This is a genomic window from Vibrio sp. 10N.261.54.A5, from assembly GCF_041471145.1.
Lineage (GTDB): Bacteria > Pseudomonadota > Gammaproteobacteria > Enterobacterales > Vibrionaceae > Vibrio > Vibrio crassostreae_C.
In genome coordinates this window covers 1-16,859 of sequence record NZ_JBFRNU010000036.1, presented here as the reverse complement: position 1 = coordinate 16,859, position 16,859 = coordinate 1, and the positions used below count along the sequence as shown (strand labels likewise).

The 16,859-nt window shown below is 43.8% G+C and carries 17 protein-coding genes; 6 read left to right on the top strand and 11 right to left on the bottom strand.

Features of this window, described 5'->3' with window-relative positions:
* Nucleotides 1–571: 571 nt before the first annotated feature.
* The 5 genes from AB4329_RS11585 to AB4329_RS11565 all read right to left on the bottom strand — a co-directional run bounded on the left by AB4329_RS11585 (nt 572) and on the right by AB4329_RS11565 (nt 5,958).
* On the bottom strand, nt 572–1,615 hold the full coding sequence (locus AB4329_RS11585; RefSeq protein ID WP_017062429.1) for a GMP reductase: 1,044 nt from the start codon (nt 1,613–1,615) through the stop codon (nt 572–574).
* A gap of 778 nt (nt 1,616–2,393) precedes the next feature.
* Complete coding sequence (locus AB4329_RS11580) at nt 2,394–2,834, bottom strand: PAS domain-containing protein (protein WP_017062430.1); 441 nt, start codon at nt 2,832–2,834, stop codon at nt 2,394–2,396.
* A 1-nt stretch (nt 2,835) separates the two neighbouring features.
* On the bottom strand, nt 2,836–3,840 hold the full coding sequence (locus tag AB4329_RS11575) for a response regulator (RefSeq protein WP_372138361.1): 1,005 nt from the start codon (nt 3,838–3,840) through the stop codon (nt 2,836–2,838).
* A gap of 319 nt (nt 3,841–4,159) precedes the next feature.
* Complete coding sequence (locus AB4329_RS11570) at nt 4,160–4,405, bottom strand: hypothetical protein (protein WP_010430578.1); 246 nt, start codon at nt 4,403–4,405, stop codon at nt 4,160–4,162.
* Between the two features lie 200 nt (nt 4,406–4,605).
* Nucleotides 4,606–5,958, bottom strand: coding sequence for an MATE family efflux transporter (locus tag AB4329_RS11565; RefSeq protein WP_017062432.1), 1,353 nt, complete (start codon nt 5,956–5,958; stop codon nt 4,606–4,608).
* A 100-nt stretch (nt 5,959–6,058) separates the two neighbouring features.
* On the opposite strand from AB4329_RS11565, the gene AB4329_RS11560 reads away from it, so the two are divergent.
* Nucleotides 6,059–7,033 carry a LysR family transcriptional regulator gene (locus AB4329_RS11560; RefSeq protein ID WP_372138360.1) on the top strand — a complete coding sequence of 325 codons (975 nt, stop codon included), beginning with the start codon at nt 6,059–6,061 and terminating at the stop codon, nt 7,031–7,033.
* 42 nt (nt 7,034–7,075) lie between these two features.
* On the top strand, nt 7,076–7,975 hold the full coding sequence (locus AB4329_RS11555) for a DMT family transporter (RefSeq protein ID WP_372138358.1): 900 nt from the start codon (nt 7,076–7,078) through the stop codon (nt 7,973–7,975).
* Between the two features lie 158 nt (nt 7,976–8,133).
* Here the strand turns inward: AB4329_RS11555 and AB4329_RS11550 are convergent, their stop codons facing one another.
* The gene (locus AB4329_RS11550) at nt 8,134–8,553 is read right to left on the bottom strand and encodes a VOC family protein (RefSeq protein ID WP_017072063.1); all 420 of its coding nucleotides are present in this window, start codon (nt 8,551–8,553) and stop codon (nt 8,134–8,136) included.
* A 205-nt stretch (nt 8,554–8,758) separates the two neighbouring features.
* A complete protein-coding gene (locus AB4329_RS11545; RefSeq protein ID WP_017065985.1) occupies nt 8,759–9,652 on the bottom strand; it encodes a DMT family transporter in 894 nt (297 codons plus the stop codon).
* 299 nt (nt 9,653–9,951) lie between these two features.
* Here AB4329_RS11545 and AB4329_RS11540 point away from each other — a divergent pair, with 299 nt between their 5' ends.
* Nucleotides 9,952–10,572 carry a heme-binding beta-barrel domain-containing protein gene (locus tag AB4329_RS11540; protein ID WP_372055985.1) on the top strand — a complete coding sequence of 207 codons (621 nt, stop codon included), beginning with the start codon at nt 9,952–9,954 and terminating at the stop codon, nt 10,570–10,572.
* A 71-nt stretch (nt 10,573–10,643) separates the two neighbouring features.
* On the opposite strand, the gene AB4329_RS11535 is transcribed toward AB4329_RS11540, so the two are convergent.
* Nucleotides 10,644–11,624 carry a bile acid:sodium symporter family protein gene (locus AB4329_RS11535; protein ID WP_372138357.1) on the bottom strand — a complete coding sequence of 327 codons (981 nt, stop codon included), beginning with the start codon at nt 11,622–11,624 and terminating at the stop codon, nt 10,644–10,646.
* Nucleotides 11,625–11,968: 344 nt separating this feature from the next.
* Here AB4329_RS11535 and AB4329_RS11530 point away from each other — a divergent pair, with 344 nt between their 5' ends.
* Both AB4329_RS11530 and AB4329_RS11525 read left to right on the top strand, forming a co-directional pair.
* Nucleotides 11,969–12,235 carry a DUF3081 domain-containing protein gene (locus AB4329_RS11530; protein WP_372138355.1) on the top strand — a complete coding sequence of 89 codons (267 nt, stop codon included), beginning with the start codon at nt 11,969–11,971 and terminating at the stop codon, nt 12,233–12,235.
* A 48-nt stretch (nt 12,236–12,283) separates the two neighbouring features.
* Nucleotides 12,284–12,895: a CIA30 family protein gene (locus AB4329_RS11525; protein ID WP_372138353.1), complete on the top strand. Its 612-nt coding sequence runs from the start codon at nt 12,284–12,286 to the stop codon at nt 12,893–12,895.
* A gap of 113 nt (nt 12,896–13,008) precedes the next feature.
* On the opposite strand, the gene AB4329_RS11520 is transcribed toward AB4329_RS11525, so the two are convergent.
* Nucleotides 13,009–14,034: a zinc-binding alcohol dehydrogenase family protein gene (locus AB4329_RS11520; RefSeq protein ID WP_372138351.1), complete on the bottom strand. Its 1,026-nt coding sequence runs from the start codon at nt 14,032–14,034 to the stop codon at nt 13,009–13,011.
* 156 nt (nt 14,035–14,190) lie between these two features.
* Nucleotides 14,191–14,958 (bottom strand): glycine betaine ABC transporter substrate-binding protein, encoded by a 768-nt coding sequence (locus AB4329_RS11515; RefSeq protein WP_372138388.1) that lies wholly within the window; start codon nt 14,956–14,958, stop codon nt 14,191–14,193.
* A 268-nt stretch (nt 14,959–15,226) separates the two neighbouring features.
* On the opposite strand from AB4329_RS11515, the gene AB4329_RS11510 reads away from it, so the two are divergent.
* Nucleotides 15,227–16,159 carry a LysR family transcriptional regulator gene (locus tag AB4329_RS11510; RefSeq protein WP_137002266.1) on the top strand — a complete coding sequence of 311 codons (933 nt, stop codon included), beginning with the start codon at nt 15,227–15,229 and terminating at the stop codon, nt 16,157–16,159.
* Nucleotides 16,160–16,305: 146 nt separating this feature from the next.
* On the opposite strand, the gene AB4329_RS11505 is transcribed toward AB4329_RS11510, so the two are convergent.
* Nucleotides 16,306–16,692: a hypothetical protein gene (locus AB4329_RS11505; protein ID WP_017064374.1), complete on the bottom strand. Its 387-nt coding sequence runs from the start codon at nt 16,690–16,692 to the stop codon at nt 16,306–16,308.
* Nucleotides 16,693–16,859 lie beyond the last annotated feature (167 nt).

Here is a 16,859-nt window from a genome sequence, read left to right as displayed (position 1 = left end):
ACCAAATGAAAAAACAATCATGTGACAATCAACTAAAGAGACGATAAATGAGTTTTACAAAGACTAATAGCATTTGAAAGTAATATTAATTTTTGAATGCTAATTCAAATAATTGGCGTTCTGATAGTTTTGCTTTTTTCGTTGATATTCTAGGCAACAAAATGAGATCAGGCTGCCTTAGTGCTTTACTTGTTACAATATCTGGTACGTGCTATCTATCTATAGGTTTTTCAGGACTTGAGAATCAGTTTGGTATGGTATGGGCAGGAGTTGCGTTAATCGTCTTAATCGTGTTTAATTTGACGCTACCACTCTCTTTAGGCGCTTACTTTTATACTACAAGTATATTAGGTTGGCACTGGTTTGAGGCATCATTATTCACGTTAGTACTAATAACCATCATAGTTCCTGCGATCATTAAATCTGTTAGTCACATTCTAAATCCAGCGTCTTCTGAAAATTAGACAGATTATTAGCGCGCAGGTTTAATGACATTGATTTTATCAATTTCACGTAAAAAAAGAGCCGCTTTAGCGGCTCTTGATTTTCAAACTATTCGAATCAGTTCAGATTACTCTTTACCGAATACGTTGTTCTCTTGCTCTTGTACACGGATGAAAGTCGTACGCTTAGTTAGCTCTTTAAGCTTTGCTGCACCTACGTATGTACAAGTTGAACGTACACCACCAAGGATGTCAGAAATTGTGTTGTGAACAGAGCCACGGAACGGAAGTAAAACAGTTTTACCTTCAGCAGCACGGTACTTAGCAACACCACCTGAGTGCTTGTCCATAGCCGACTGTGACGACATGCCGTAGAACTTCATGAATTGCTTACCGTCTTGCTCTACAACTTCGCCGCCTGACTCAGAGTGACCTGCTAGCATGCCGCCTAGCATTACGAAGTCAGCACCGCCGCCGAACGCTTTAGATACGTCACCCGCACATGAACAGCCACCGTCACCGATGATCATGCCGCCAAGGCCGTGTGCTGCGTCGCCACACTCGATGATTGCAGAAAGTTGAGGGTAACCTACGCCTGTTTTAACACGTGTAGTACAAACAGAACCAGGGCCGATACCAACCTTAACGATGTCTGCGCCAGCTAGGATTAGCTCTTCAACCATGTCACCCGTTACAACGTTACCAGCAGAGATAACTTTAGTCGGGAATTCAGCACGTACTTTTTGTACATACTCAACTAGGTGCTCTGAGTAGCCGTTAGCGATATCAATACAGATAAATACGAATTCGTCGCTAAGCGCCATGATTTGCTTAGTTTTCTCAAACTCAGCTTCAGAAGTACCTGTTGAAACAAATACGTTGTTCAGCGTTTTCTTGTCTGCTGTTTTTGCGAACTCAGCCCACTGCTCTACTGTGTAGTGCTTGTGTACTGCAGTCATAACACCGTGCTCTGCTAGAGCAGCTGCCATTTCAAAGCTTGCTACCGAATCCATGTTCGCTGCAATTACTGGAGTACCAGACCATTGACGACCGCTATGCTTGAATGTAAAATCGCGGGTTAATTCAACTTGAGAACGGCTTTTAAGGGTAGAACGCTTCGGACGGAAGAGTACATCTTTGAAACCTAACTTAAGTTCTTGTTCGATACGCATGATAATTTGTCCTGTAATCATATTACGTGTCGTGCGTTTTCGGTAAGCGTTGGCAGACGCTTTACTGAGTTTCGGACACAAAAAAACCGGAGCGTTGGCAGACGCTCCGGTTTTCAGCATTATAGGCTGTGATTTACTAACAGCAAGTCTGATATTTCATTTTTTTTTGTGCTATCCTCTCAAAGATTCCATATCTGGTAAAAGCTTCCCGCACATCATTTCCTACTAAATACATAGTAATTAATAACTTAACAACATATTCACGCAAACGCTGTCGGTTTATTGCGCAAACGTTTCCCTTGCAAATTCGGCGAAAAAATCTTCGATAAGGCAAATTTGTGAAAAAAGTGCCCTTTAATCACATAAAAATCACACTTTTCTTGAATCAAAAAATGCGTTTTTTCTTAAATAATTTCATTTTTTTCTGACTTTTTTCGCTTCGAGTGCCGATCTCAGCCCTCTTTCATTAGCCCTGAAATTTATAAAGTACAAAGGCAAGATCGATTAGCACGTTCGAAACTTGGATGAGCGGGGTAAAGTCCACAAAATATGGCAGGTTAGATGCGCTTATTTATGAGAACCCAGCGGATACAAGCCGCTGTTGATAGAGCCTAACAACAACTCGACTAAAGTTAACGAACACGGAACGCCTTTCTTTAGTTCGAACTCATTACTACAGGATCAGATACAAAAATGGCCAAGGGGATTAACCTTGGCCATTTTTATTTGGTTTTCAGAGTGCTCTTATAAGGCGATTCAATTTTCACCTTAAGGTACGTCAAGCCTTTTTCTGAGACATCAGAGCTTCAGCAGTCGCATCTTGAATCGACAAGAACAAGGATGTCACTTGCCCAGTTGGAGAACGCATCGGGTTAAGCGTGACGTTCTGATACATAAAGTCGGCTTGCTGAGTTACTGGCCTCACGTTGCGGCACTTAAACAGATAAGGCCTTTGTTGCCACGTTATGAAGCTACGGCAGCCTAGGTCATAAACCGGTTTTGTTTTAAGCCTAAACCACTCTTCAGGAATTTCAGGGAATAACTCAAAGATCGACTTACCGATCGCATCATGCGATTGCTTACCGCTATGGTGCGTCATGAAGCCATTCCAAACTTGTACCTGAAAGTCACGGTTAATGACCACCAGCCCCATATCGACGTTTTGAACCATGTCTACCATCCAGTGGAACTGTTCAAATTCAGCAGGAAGATTCAACATATTAAAACTCCTCCATTAGGTAGGCCAATTTGTTATCTAGAAGAGGCAGAGACTCATCAACAAACATAAATAGAAGGTCACAACGGATGGACGTGCCGTCGATGTTGTAGCTGACTTCGAACGTCATGGTCTTTTTAAATGAGCCGCTGGTATTTTCAATCACCGAATCAATCGAGATGTGTTGACCTAGCAGCACAGGAGAGCTCTGAAAGAAACGAACTTCTGATTGCTCCCCTAACCCATTCAAGAAAGAGCCGACTAAGATGTTCGATACATCCATCAACAACTCTAATTCTTCTAGCTGCTCGCTTTCTGTTGGCACCTTCATGAGCTTCTTAAGATCGCTCACACTGGAATCACTCAACAAAACTAGCGCTTCACCTGCAATGCCTTCTCCACTAAAGCCTTGGCAAACACCCGACACTTGGTCGTTATCCGCTAGGTCACGAAGTGCCATGTGCAATTCACTCACTTCGAAGATGTTCACGTTCGGTAATGGTAAGTGAACGAATACATTAAAATGGCGCGCCAATGCATCGGCTGCTCGACCTATCGCAACGTTCGCAACTTCCATATAGATGTCACGTCGGCGCAGAATCGGTAGCTCTAGCGGTGCTGGCGTAATAAGTTGAGGCTGTTTTGGTGGCTCAACATGCTCACGTAGAATCGCTTTTAACGCTTCTTTATCAATCGGCTTTTTCAAAAATGCTTTGGCGCCAAGATCCAGCACCTTCTGTTGTGCTTTTGGTTGTATGTCACCAGAAACAACGACAACTGGCGTGGTATCGCCTAAACGTTGCATCTCTTCCAATGTGCCATAGCCGTCTAATTCCGGCATGGTTAGGTCGAGGAACATCAATTTGAATTGGTTTTTAGCGAGCTCTTCAAGTGCATTAAGCCCATGAACAGCAAAAGTTATATCTGCATTTAGAGAACTAGGCAGTGACCGAGCCATCTGCTTCCTTGCTAACGCAGAATCATCACATATAAGAACTGGGAACGACATAAATGCACCACTGACAAATTAAAGCTAATTCGACCGAGTGTAACAGAACATTATGGTATCAGGTACGGGGTGAATGGATTTATGTGCAGATTATTAGTAAGAATGATGAAACAGGTGGGTAAGCTATTATTTCGCATTATTCTTCATGAAAAACAATATGCTACAAAGGTAATAGCCAATCCTTGCTGTTGAGTAATAGCACTATTATATTTAACAGCAGCCTTAACAAGCGGGTTTATTAAGGCTCGACTGACTCATTCATTGAACGGCTTTATGTAGCCATGATAGAGAGCTATCCAACAAAGCTAATGCAAGAGAACTAGAACTGATATGAAGGCCATAAAATCAGTAATGCGAAACGTATGATCACAGCAAATACCAACAACGCGATCCCCAGGCGATACCATTTGTATTCGGCGATGTTCATTGGGATACGCTTGTAGAACATCGTAATCACGCCTTTCCAATCGCTACTGCGTCTTCCGTACTGCATCATGCTCGTCAAAACAAACAGTGCGCCAAGCACTAACATTCCTTTTTCAGCCCAGAACAATCCAACTTCCATTTGTGTATTCCTTGATAAAACGGTGAGCAACTCAAATCATTCTAGTCACCTTTTAGCTCGGTTTCTGTAAGACCAAGGTCTAAATTACGAAGTACGCAATTTAGGGCTTATAGGTCATTGTTGGTAATTGATAGTTCTCGGTCAGCAATACAACGTTTATCGTTCAAGGTTCCATGGTAAAGGCGAGCATCACAAGCAAATCACGTATAAGCATGATTCGACAAATCTGGAGATTGGTTGTTCTTTTGAATGACACGCATCAATTGGATAAGCAGCAGAATACCTGTCACGCCTAAGCCAACACCGATTCCGCCCCAAATCCCTGCCAATTCGAACTTAGGCATCAAATACCAAGCCGCAGGCAAGCCAAATACCCAGTAACCGATGGCAGTCATCACGGTTGGCATAGAGACAATCTTCATGCCTCTTAGCAGGTTAATCGCCAGTAGCTGCCAAGCATCAACAATAAAGCACAAAGCAACGACCCAAATCACAGAAGCCAGTAGTGAAGTCATTGCACCCGTGCCATCGTCTAACTTGAAGATAGAAGCGATCATCTCAGGCCATATAATGAACACGGCCGACAACGCCACACTCAACACCGACACCAATATGAAGCTTTGAATCGAGGTTCTTTTTATTCCTTCGTAGTTACCCGCGCCAAAATCACGGCCAACCAAAATCGCCGCAGCTTGTGAGAAACCAAAATTGAAGTTCCAAGTAAAGCTTAAACATTGCAGCAAGATTTGGTGCAAGGCTAACGAAGCAATACTGATCGTGCCCGCCATCAAGGTGCCACCGTAAATCAAGCCATGCTCAAGTAAAGCAGCCAAGCCGATAGGTAGACCCATCAACAACAATGGGCTCATCAACTTGATTGAATACTCTTCTGTATTTAGCCAAGGGGCGAACTGCTTAAACTCGTCACGCTTAAATACCCAAACCGTATATCCAACCATCACGATAAATGCCGCGATAGCCGTACCAAGCCCTAAACCTGTTAAGCCCATGTCTAATTGGAAGGTGAGAAAATAGCTCACTGGCACATTCAGAATTACGGTGATAATCGACATCACAAGAATGGAGCGCACGTTGCCAAACGCACTGGTTAAGCCACGAAGTACCAACAAGATAAGCGAAGGCAACATTACCCACTTCAAAGCATGGACATATTCCATGGCTAAAGTGATCACTTCTGGTGGCTGTTTGGCTGCTTCTAATACCAACGGAGCAAACCAGAAGCTGGCCATTAAGGTCACGCTGAGCACGAATGCCAACATGGTTGCGCCTTTCACCGCCAATCTGATTTGTGTATTACCAAACTCAGGGCGAGCTACTCGCTGACCATAAGCGATCGCAATCAAATTCGCGACACAACCCACGGTGCTGCTCGCAATAATGAAGATGAAAAAGTAGATTGAGGCACCTAAGCCACCAGCCGCAAGGGCTGACACACTGATACGCGACATCATCCAAACATCAGTAAGGACTAAAGCCATAGAGATCAGCTGTGAAATGATCAAAGGGAATGCAAGAGTGAGTATTTTTTTCATGAGCGCCTCAGGTAATTTCGCCCAAAATACGATCGATGAGGCTAGCGTTCAATTGATAAATTTGCGACTCTAACATTCCATAAACTCATGCGAACGAATTATGACCCCATATCCTAGCTTGCCATCATCACATAATGGCTTAAAAGCCTTTGAAGCTGCCGCAAGGCTGATGAGCTTTACGCTGGCTGCCGAAGAGCTGCATGTGACACAAAGTGCGATCAGCCGACAGATCAAACAGCTTGAAGATGAGTTAAACGCATCACTGGTTATTCGTAAGCATCGAGCCATAGAATTAACGGTACAAGGTCATGATTTGTATGTGGCTTTGCGAGAAAGCTACGTTAATATCGAAGCTGTTATCGCCTCTTGGAGTGAGCCCAAGCAGAAGCGTATCGTGATCAAAGCGACTCTGAGTTTCGCGACGCGAGTATTGATCTCCAAAGTTCGGGAATTAAACGAGCGTTATCAAGATCATGAGATAGTCATTGTTCCTGTGATTGAGGAAGACGAATCGATTAATAGTAGTGAGTATGATCTACTGATCTTCCACACGCGTTTCAAAAAACGCTATGACAAGGCACCTGACATTACCTTCTTGCGTGAAGAGTTCATGGCGCCGGTTTGCTCTACTAGTTTAACCACCAAAGACACCGACCTTGATTCAATCTTAACCTTGCCAAGGCTGCATCCAACCTTAGATCATCACGACTGGAAAGTGTGGCTGGCCGATGTTGAATTCCCACCAAAGAAACCTGTCAGAAATACCAGCTTCTTGTCTTTAGATATGGCGCTCAGTGCCTGTCTATCCGGTGAAGGGGTTACGGTCACGGATCTGTTGTTAGTTCAACAAGATCTCCAACGAGGCTTCTTGTACTGCCCTAGAAATGCAAAAATCCAACACAGTGCTTGGACTTACTTCATGCACCAGCGTAGTCACACGCCTATCATCAACGACCTTATTGAATGGCTTAGAGAAGAGACAACAAAAGAGATCGAGTTGCTGAAAGTACTCGCACAGCAATATCAATGGTTTGGTGTAATAGAACAGGACAAAGACTTTGGTCGGCTCTTCTAAACTAAGTTATGATTCCTGTTCCCTCAACCGATTGATATTTTTATGTCTTCTTTCTCTTTTTCACAAATCCCTGTTGGGGTTCGATTCATGATCCTCTCCGCTTTTGGATTCGCACTGATGTCAGCTTGTGTGAAATACATCAGCAATTATGGCATTCCTGTATTCGAAATCGTTGCAGCAAGAGCGTTGGTGTCTTTGATCATCAGCTACATCGACGTAAAACGAAAAGGCATTTCGATCTGGGGTAATAACAAACCTTTGTTGTTTGTTCGTGGCGCAGTAGGTACTGCAGCACTGATGTGTGTTTACTACGCTGTAACCACTCTTCCGTTAGCAGAAGCGACCATTCTACAATACGTACATCCGGTCTTTACCGCGTTGCTCGGTGTGTTGTTCCTGAAAGAACGCGTCCAGAAATCGACCATGATCTGCATTGCATTCTGCCTAGCGGGATTATTGGTGATGGTTCAACCAAGCATGAACAGCGGCGCGAGCAGCGAGTTACCGCTATTCAGCATTATGGTGGCGTTATGTGGTGCGTTTGGTAGCTCAATTGCTTATGTGATTGTGAGAAAGCTGAGCCAGACGGAAGACAGCTCTGTCATCATCTTCTACTTCCCACTGGTTGCTCTGCCAATATCGACAGTCCTTATTTGGAACGACTTTGTATGGCCAAGTCTATTCTTAACCGTGATGCTCGTGTTAGTCGGTATTTTCACTCAGATAGGCCAATACGGTTTGACCAAAGCGATGCAAACCCAAGCAGCAGGCAAGGCTTCAGCTTACTCTTACGTTCAGATCGTATTCTCAGCACTGTTAGGCGTGTGGATCTTCAATGAGATTCCATCAATTTGGACTTATCTAGGCGGTGGCCTGATTGTGACTGGCGCGCTGATTAATGTGTTTGGCAAACAACTGTTGGTGCCTTTTAAGGCTAAATAAACAACCCAACAACTGAGCTAAACATCAGCTAAATAATCAGCTATTGCATAGACCTAAAAAGGGCATTGCGGATTATTCCACAATGCCCTTTTCTATAAATGCTCTCTAGCGCGCTTTCATTCAGCTAACCAACTTTAACAAAGCGGCGTATTACGTAACTAACTCGTGGCATTTCGTAACTTAGGATCATCACTCAAATACTCAACAAACTCGATCTCAAAGCCTGCAGGATCCACAAAGTAGACATTTTTTCGATAAGGTTCTTCGGCACCGGGTTTGGCAATTGGAAAGCCCGCATCAACAAGGCGTTGAGTGACACTTTCGATATTATTGGTCACATAAGCGAAGTGTGCGAGACCAACAGAATGCCCAGCCAAATCTCTATTTTCACCTTCACCGTGATCACTTATTGCTATGTATTGGTACTCGTCGCCAAAATGCAGCCAGTTACGTGGCTTACCTGACCACTCCCCTTTTCCCTCATCACGGACATACCAATGAGGGAACGCCGCTTTATAGAAAGCCAGCATTTCTGGGATATCTTTTACCACTAAATTCACATGTTCAAGTTGGATCATTCTTCTCTCCTTAAAGTATTCTCGTAAGCAACGTTGCATATCCTAATACCTCAAGTTAAGTTGAGGTAAAGCACTAATTTGCATTTATTTCGAGAACGTTTTTAGAGCCCAAATTGTCGTATTTTGAAGCGATACAAACCCTAAGTTTAGACGACCTTCCCTGATGTGGTTTATTTGGAATCCAGAATGACTGAGAGACAAGCCGCTATGGTTTAGGCGGAGTAACCTCAACTTCTAAAGCGGCTCGGTCTCTCCACTTGAAAACCTTCTTCCATTTAATCGGCATCATTGGAATAACGATGAGACTAATGCCCACCAGCGTCAGGATGTCTGGAATCTCATCGAACCACATAACACCAAACAATGTTACGAACACCAACCCAGAATATTCGGCGAGCGCAATCTGGTTGGCCGGTGCTTTTTTGTAAGCCACCACCACAAGCGCATGGTATCCAAGTACGAACAAGTTGATTGCCATGATCCAACCAACATGACGCCATTCGAGCGCAGACCAAGTTGGCAGCGCTAATGCCAGTGCAAGTGGCAGAGTCATAATGCTGGTCCAGAACAGAGTTGAGATGATGTGTTGCTCTGCATTCAAGCGTTTAATCAAGATATTACCCACGCCCATCGCAAGCGCACTGCCTAGCCCAGCAATCGCCGCCCAATGAAATTGTTCAGGGCGTAACACTATTAATACGCCCACAAAACCAATCAGGGTCGCGATCACTTTTGAAGATGTCGGCCTTTCTTTCAACAGCACGATCGACAAAGGCAGCATAAGGATTGGTCCAACGTAGAACATCGCGTTTGCTGTCGCCAAAGTAAGGTGTGTAATGGCGATCATCGCGCAGCCACTCCCCACTAAGATAAATTGAGCCCTTAAGAAGTTGATTCGGCAACCGCCTTTCATACGCGTCTCTCTCGGTAACTTTAACCAAAATGGAAGCAACAAGATCACGCTCAATAGCTGACGGATAAACACGTACTGGAACGTAGGGACTTCGCCATTCAGTATCTTCAATGATACGTCTGAAAAAGACGCAAGTAGGTTTGCGAGCACCAAAAGCAAAATGGCGTGGTTAACAGCTTTATTCATACAGAAGTAAGATTACACATTTGTCATACAATTATGGGCGCACATCATACATGAGAATTTGAAATGTGTAATAGCAAAATTAATAAGGCTCAGACTAATGCAATTTTGAATTAAACCTCGATGAACAAATCACAGCTATTCGTTCAATATTTAGCCGCATTAATATTCTCTTATTGACTGATACATCAAGTTACAAATCGCTTTCATATTAACCAAGAACACTGATCTGGGTTAATAAATTGGCTTCACAATAACCTTACTTTTAATGTGGTCAGATAATTACAAAAAAGGAAGTTAAAGTGAAAAAATTATTAGCACTTGGTATCGCAGCGGTAATCTCGGCTCCAGCAGTAGCCGACCACAGCACAATCAATGGTATGGATTTTGGTCCACTCGCAAAGTTAGTCGGCACATGGAAATCAGTCGAAACTGGCGGCGTTGATATTTCTCCAGGTCAAGAAGGCACAGAAGTGGGCAAAGGTGGCCCCGCGGTCACACCATTTTATGAAGTGATGACATTTGAGGTTGCGGCAGATGCAACCAACGCCAGCGATCAATATCTGGTTGCTCTGTACTACAAGCAAGAAGTATTCAGAAAGGCCGACGACTCTAAATTCCACGATCAACGTGGCTACTTCATCTACGATCAAAAAAATCAGATCGTCTACAACTCTTACTGTGTACCACGCACCACATGTGTCACCGCAGAAGGCCCTGCTGGCGATACAATGACGTTAGTTGCGTCAAAGCGTGGCATCGCTGAGTCTGAATACATGACGGACAACGCAACCACCACAGGCTTCACGATGAACATTAGCATTTCAGACGATACGCTGACGTACTCTCAAACAACAGGCTTAGAGATCTACGACAACGCATTTGCTCATACAGATTCAAGCACTCTAGTTAAAGTGAAGTAGATTCAAATACAAACGCCTTTCACAGCGAAGTGAAAGGCGTTTTTCTGTTGTACTTGTAACAACAAACAAGTTTAACTAGATTGTGTATCAACCTTGGCGTAACGGTTGGCTAGCACTGCACAGTAAAAGATCTGAATCGGGTGATAAAGCATGATTGGCAGTAATATCATCCCTAGATTAGGGTTGTGAGCAAAGATCACCTTAGCCATAGGAATACCTGCCGCTAAGGTCTTCTTAGTACCACAGAATACTGCCGCGACTTCATCTTGATGATTGAATCCAACCTTTCGGGCACTCCATTGAATGCCGTGTACCATCACCATCAATACCACTAAACAAATCACCGCTGACAGCAACAACAGCATTGGTGAAAAGTCGCTCCAAATACCGTGTTCAATAGAGTCACAGAAAGCACTGTAGACAATCAGAAGTATCACGTATTTATCTAACTTATTGACCACTGACTTGTGTTTCTGAGTCCATTCAAACAGTAACGGGCGCATCAACTGGCCGACAATCATTGGCAATAGCAGCATTTTAGATATAGAGATCACCGATTCCATCAGGTTTAGCTCTGCACCTTCCAATCCCATAAAGAGCTGGATCAGTAGAGGCGTAATGAACACGCCTAAAATACTAGAAAGTGATGCATTGAATATCGCACCCGGTAGGTTTCCTTTTCCAATTACCGTCATCGCAACCGAAGACGAAATCGTACTCGGTAATACGAAGAGGTAACAGAAACCAAAGGCCAGAGCTGAGGGCATATAAGCGACAAAGCCTTGCCCAAATATAACCCAAAGCAGTGGGTAAACTAAGAAGGTCGCGCTTTGTACAAAAACGTGTAGCTTCCAATTCGAAAGCCCCTCAAGAATGGCTTTTGGAGACAAGCCTAAACCGTGTAAGAAAAACACCAAAGCGATGCCGAGAACAGTAACCTTATCAAGGTGAAGTACCCCACCCGATTTACCCCAATCTGGCGTAAAAACAGCAACGACTATAGCCACCAACATCCCTACAAGAAACCATTCCTTTTTAAGTTTTTCTATCATGTTGACACGCACTTTCTGTAGATTCTATTTCAGCCAATAACCCGGCTCCGACGCTATTTATCCTATCGACTCTAATTTTAATTAACCACCATAAACGCAAATTAAGCTCGTCTTTATCTTGAGGGTTAACATCGTTATCAAGTTTGTTACACCCGTTTTGCTCAGGATTAATCGGATGTATGGAATGACGATGAAAATATTAGAAAACAGAGGTTTATCGAGAAGATAAGATCCTTTCAGTGATCGGGACATAGAGGCAAGCCGTAGGGACAGAGGTCAAGCAGTAACAAGTTTAGATAACAAAATTCAGCCTATTATCAATGACTACTCAGCGGGAGCAAAACATGGACAACAGAATCACCATTTTAGAGTTTCTCAGAGTGTTCGATTGCATTCGCTCCTCGGGCAAGCAATTGGATAGCAAATATCAATTGGGAGAGATGGTAGCGTGGCACGATTACGATGGTTACACCTGTTGGCTAAGCTATAAAGACGTAACAGTGACGCTGATGTTTCATGGTTCATTGAAAATCGAGTACGACAATGCTTCAAATTATTCTGAATTTATTGAGCGTTGTCTGGGTATGCTTGCCACTGAACCTTCTCCATAAAACGCGAACAGACTAACGGCTAACGGCTAACGGCTAACGGAGACAATCATGAACGAAACGGCTTCATTGCTTAAGCGAAGACACCCTTTTTGGCTAGTACTCAGCCTCTCCTTTTTATGGTCTCAAGTATCTGTAGCAGGCATAGGTATGATTGATTTTATACAACCGAACGAACACAAGAATTGGACAGCGACCAACGACGATGTAATGGGTGGCATCTCAACGGGCGGGCTCATTTATCTTGATAATATGAGTCGATTTAGGGGTGAGCTATCGTTAGAAAATAATGGTGGTTTCAGTTCTGTAAAGCGCTCCATTGAATCACTGGCCCATGAAATAGATAGCGTAGAACTAGTATTCGTTGGTGATGGTCGCACCTACCAACTGAGGTTCACAACATCGAAGGACGGTCATCGAGTTCAATACAAGCACGATTTTGATACCATTAAGGGAGAGCAGTTTAGCAAGGAGTTCCACTTCGATGATTTTCAAGCGGTGTTCAGAGGTCGGCTACTGAGCGATGCGCCGGAACTTAAGGCACAAGACATCAAACAAATCGGCTTTTTGATTGCAGACAAACAGCCCTCGTTTTTTGAGCTAGACCTAATACAGCTTCACTTCAAAACATCGAAATCTATCACATCACCAGAAGCTGACTAAACTGAAAACAAACAAAAGTCCCTGATACCTTTTGACTAGCAATCAGATATCAGGGGCTTCTTCTATTTAAACCGTCAACAATTCAAAACAACGGCGGATTAAAACATCAGCAATTAGTATTTGATAGCTGTTTTACCAATCGAGGCACTGCTTTCAATACGTTGGTGTGCATCTTTGATTGTATCCACACTAAAGCCATTTAGGGTCGTGGTTAGCGTTGTTTTAATACGGCCCGCATCAATCAGGTTCGCAGCTTGGAATAGGATGTCTTGCTGCTTCTGGATATCTTCAGTGTTAAATAGTGAACGTGTAAACATCAGTTCCCAAACAAAGCCTGCTGATTTACCTTGCAGCGCTGATAAGTCAATGCCACCGTCAAACTCTACGATCGAACTGATCATGCCTTGCGGTGCAATCAGCTCAACCATCGCATCCCAGTGCCCTTTGGTATCAGCAACATTGAAGATGTAGTCGACATGTTGAATGCCTTGCTCTCGCACTGACTCGACAAGGTTACGGTGGTTCACCACATAATCCGCCCCCATATCCCTTACCCATTGTTCCGTTTCAGGTCTTGAAGCTGTTGCGATAACATTTAAGTTGGTGAGTTGCTTAGCCAGTTGAATAGTGATCGACCCTACACCGCCTGCTCCGCCAATAATCAGGATAGACTTTTTCTCTTCAGAGCGAACACGCAGGCGGTCAAACAATGCTTCCCAAGCCGTAAGCGTTGCTAGTGGCATAACGGCTGCAGCTTCATCAGAAAGGCTCTTAGGCGCTTTAGCGGTAATGCGGTAGTCCACAGCTTGGTATTCTGCGTTGGCCCCCATGCGTGTTACGTCACCCGCATAGTACACACGGTCACCGACTTCGAAGCCTTCAACGTCAGCACCTTTACCAACAACTTCACCGACTGCGTCATAGCCCAGCACTTTTGGCTGCTCAAGAGTTTTGTCTTTGGCATTACGAATACGAATTTTAGCGTCAGCAGGATTGATAGAAGTCGCGCTCACTTTTACCAGCAAGTCATTATTTTTTAGTTCTGGCAGACTCGTTTCAAACTCAAATAAACTGTCTTGCTCTGTAATCGCAAGTGATTGAGTAAATCCGATAGCTTTCATTTTTGATGGTACTGACATTGTGCTTTCTCCTTGAATTAGACGAGTTAATCTTAGTCAATTCTCACTCTAGATAAACCGCCTAATATTTGAATAATTCTCAAATAATTTTTGATAGTGGTATTGCCGTTATCTGAGTAACGCAGACGTCTCACTGCATTGCCAACGGCTTAAAGGCTAAATCAGGCCTTTCTCAATCAACCAATCATGTGTGACTTGATCTTGTGGTTTACCTTCACGGCAAACTTTGTAATCCAGCTCTGCGATGATGTCATTCGAGAAGCATAGGGAATCCAACTTCTGAATCTGTTGTTCGCTGAACAGATGCTTCTTGTCGTCTCTTAAAAGAAGCACTGCTCTGTCCACTATTCCGAGTAGGCCTTTTGGCTCTTTGAGCTCACGAATATCGTAACGATAGTGCAAAAACTGAGGTTTCCACAGTGGCACTACCACCCACTCTTTGTTTGCGACTGAACTTTCAAAGGCACTGAAACAATCGTCTTCACTGCCAGGAAAGAACTCGTAGCCGGCATCGCTCAGGCCATAATCTTTCATCATCTGGATAGAGAAGCGTGTGATACCAGCGCCGGGGTTGATGCCTTGAATGGTCGAGTTCATTTTCTCGATCACTTCAGCTTTTAATAAATCAGAGACTTCAGAAACCGCTTCTTCAGGCACATAGTCTGGTACGCCCCACAAAGCATAAGGTTCATAATGAAGCCCAAGCTTGATAAGTGGCTCAACTTCTTCAACGCCCGCTTTGTAGATACCGTGACTTGATGGCAGCCACGCAGAAGAAAGCATATCCACTTGGCCTGTTTTCAGCTTTTCAAAGTTCTCCTGATGGGGAGAGAAAATACGCTCTACCTCAAAACCCATGGATTTCAATACATTGGCAACCAATGATGCGGTCGTACGGTGGAACGACAAATCCGTTACACCCATTGTGATTTTCTTAGTCATCTTATCCCCCTAGATCGTAGGTTTCGTCCATACGATGTGTACTGCGCTACGTTGTCGATATGGGGAAATGATAGTGAGAAAATTACTAATGAAAAACAGCCTCATATTTGAATTATTATCAAATTAGTTTTGACAATTAAGTATTTGAAGCTAACTTAGAAGCGATAAGTAGAGATAACCCATTTGCAGATTGTGATGGGGAAATATCCCAACGCCATGTTTAGAACATAATTCAATACAGGTAGATAACATGCTTCTTGAAGATTTACAGGTCATTTTGAAAGTGGCGGAGTTTCGCAGTATCACCGCTGCAGCCACCAACCTTGATATGCGCACTGCCACAGCAAGTGCAGCGGTAAAACGTGTTGAAGCGGCACTAGGTGCGGAGTTATTTGTAAGAACCACGCGCCACCTAAGGCTCTCTTCAGCTGGCGAGCGTTATTTACCGGAATGCGAACAAGCCTTAAAGATGTTGGAGCAAGCGAAGCTCAACATGCGCGAAGAGCTTGGTATTCTTGACGGTGAAATTCGCATAGCGCTTTCATCAGATCTAGGACGCAACCTAATCACACCTTGGTTAGATGAGTTCTTGCTTGAATACCCAAAGGCGACGCTTCGCACTAGCATCAGCGATAGCAATATCGACTTCTACCGAGATTCCGTCGATATGGCGCTGCGTTACGGCTCTCCGACCGATGCGAACATGTATGGTTTCAAGATATGCGATGTGCCGAGGATATTGTGTGCGGCTCCTGAATACTTGGCTGAAATGGGCACACCAAAACACCCGAGTGACTTAGCTCAGCACAATGGTTTGCTTTACCAACTCCATGACATGTTGCAAGACGAGTGGGTGTTTAACGATGGTACTCAAGATCATAAAGTGAAACTAAAAGGAAATCGCGCTTCGAACGACGCAGACCTTGTAAGACGTTGGTGTATCGCAGGTAAAGGGGTGGCAATAAAATCTTGTCTAGACATGTCTCCTCACCTGCTTTCAGGCGAAGTGGTTAAAGTTATGCCTGAATTTAAGCCGACACCTACCGAGCTGTGGTTAGTGTGTCCAAGTCGTCAATCCATCACCCCTACTGTGCGTCTACTGAGAGATTTATTCAGAGAGAAAACCGCTGAGATCCTTTCGCAACTGAGCAAACAAGGCATTACAGAAGGCACAACATCTTAAGGTTTAATGTCGCTTATATAAGAAGCAGAGAGACAAAAAAGGCGTTAGCGAACTTCAATTCGCTAACGCCTTTCATCATTAGAACATCATAGCTGCATGATGAACCTTAATAAGAGTACTTAGTTTAATATTCTTAATACAAAAGCTTAGTTTGACTCGTCTTCAACATCGCAGTCTGCGCAGCACTGAAGAGCAATCTCATGTTCGAAGGTGATGGTGTCTTTACCTTCTTCAAGTAGCTCTGCGATTTCGTCTGCCACTTCTTTTTCATCATCCGCTTCGATTCCGCTTTCTAATTCTTCTTCTGAATAACCAAAGAAGTTAAGCAGTAAATACTCACGCGCTTCATCTTTAGTACAAACCACGTCTGCTGAAAGATCAGGAGTAACCTCGCCTTGTGCAAGTGTCGCTGTCACTTGTGCGATAGCATCGTCTTTCATCGCAGGCGTTAACCAACCAAGATCAGTACTTACTGTCGTTTTTTTACAGTCGAAGCAAGGCAGTTGGTGAAAGTAGTATTGAAAGGTAGTCATAGGTAAATTCTTCTTTAAATGTTGTATAGCGAGATTATGCGCGTTTTGTAGCAAAATACTATCTCAATCACAACCTGAAACCGCTTCGTGCTGAGTATTTTTACCAGCGTCGCTCCAGCTGTTAGCTATGAGATCACGGCTTACTTAACTACTTAGCTACTTAGCTA

Excerpts from the sequence above, each read along its gene's own strand:
- AB4329_RS11505 (WP_017064374.1), bottom strand. The coding sequence starts at position 16,692 with ATGACTACCTTTCAATACTACTTTCACCAACTGCCTTGCTTCGACTGT.
- AB4329_RS11510 (WP_137002266.1), top strand. The coding sequence starts at position 15,227 with ATGCTTCTTGAAGATTTACAGGTCATTTTGAAAGTGGCGGAGTTTCGC.
- AB4329_RS11515 (WP_372138388.1), bottom strand. The coding sequence starts at position 14,958 with ATGGGTGTAACGGATTTGTCGTTCCACCGTACGACCGCATCATTGGTT.
- AB4329_RS11555 (WP_372138358.1), top strand. The coding sequence starts at position 7,076 with ATGTCTTCTTTCTCTTTTTCACAAATCCCTGTTGGGGTTCGATTCATG.
- AB4329_RS11560 (WP_372138360.1), top strand. The coding sequence starts at position 6,059 with ATGACCCCATATCCTAGCTTGCCATCATCACATAATGGCTTAAAAGCC.
- AB4329_RS11570 (WP_010430578.1), bottom strand. The coding sequence starts at position 4,405 with ATGGAAGTTGGATTGTTCTGGGCTGAAAAAGGAATGTTAGTGCTTGGC.
- AB4329_RS11525 (WP_372138353.1), top strand. The coding sequence starts at position 12,284 with ATGAACGAAACGGCTTCATTGCTTAAGCGAAGACACCCTTTTTGGCTA.
- AB4329_RS11535 (WP_372138357.1), bottom strand. The coding sequence starts at position 11,624 with ATGATAGAAAAACTTAAAAAGGAATGGTTTCTTGTAGGGATGTTGGTG.
- AB4329_RS11545 (WP_017065985.1), bottom strand. The coding sequence starts at position 9,652 with ATGAATAAAGCTGTTAACCACGCCATTTTGCTTTTGGTGCTCGCAAAC.
- AB4329_RS11580 (WP_017062430.1), bottom strand. The coding sequence starts at position 2,834 with ATGTTGAATCTTCCTGCTGAATTTGAACAGTTCCACTGGATGGTAGAC.
- AB4329_RS11530 (WP_372138355.1), top strand. The coding sequence starts at position 11,969 with ATGGACAACAGAATCACCATTTTAGAGTTTCTCAGAGTGTTCGATTGC.
- AB4329_RS11575 (WP_372138361.1), bottom strand. The coding sequence starts at position 3,840 with ATGTCGTTCCCAGTTCTTATATGTGATGATTCTGCGTTAGCAAGGAAG.
- AB4329_RS11550 (WP_017072063.1), bottom strand. The coding sequence starts at position 8,553 with ATGATCCAACTTGAACATGTGAATTTAGTGGTAAAAGATATCCCAGAA.
- AB4329_RS11585 (WP_017062429.1), bottom strand. The coding sequence starts at position 1,615 with ATGCGTATCGAACAAGAACTTAAGTTAGGTTTCAAAGATGTACTCTTC.
- AB4329_RS11565 (WP_017062432.1), bottom strand. The coding sequence starts at position 5,958 with ATGAAAAAAATACTCACTCTTGCATTCCCTTTGATCATTTCACAGCTG.
- AB4329_RS11520 (WP_372138351.1), bottom strand. The coding sequence starts at position 14,034 with ATGTCAGTACCATCAAAAATGAAAGCTATCGGATTTACTCAATCACTT.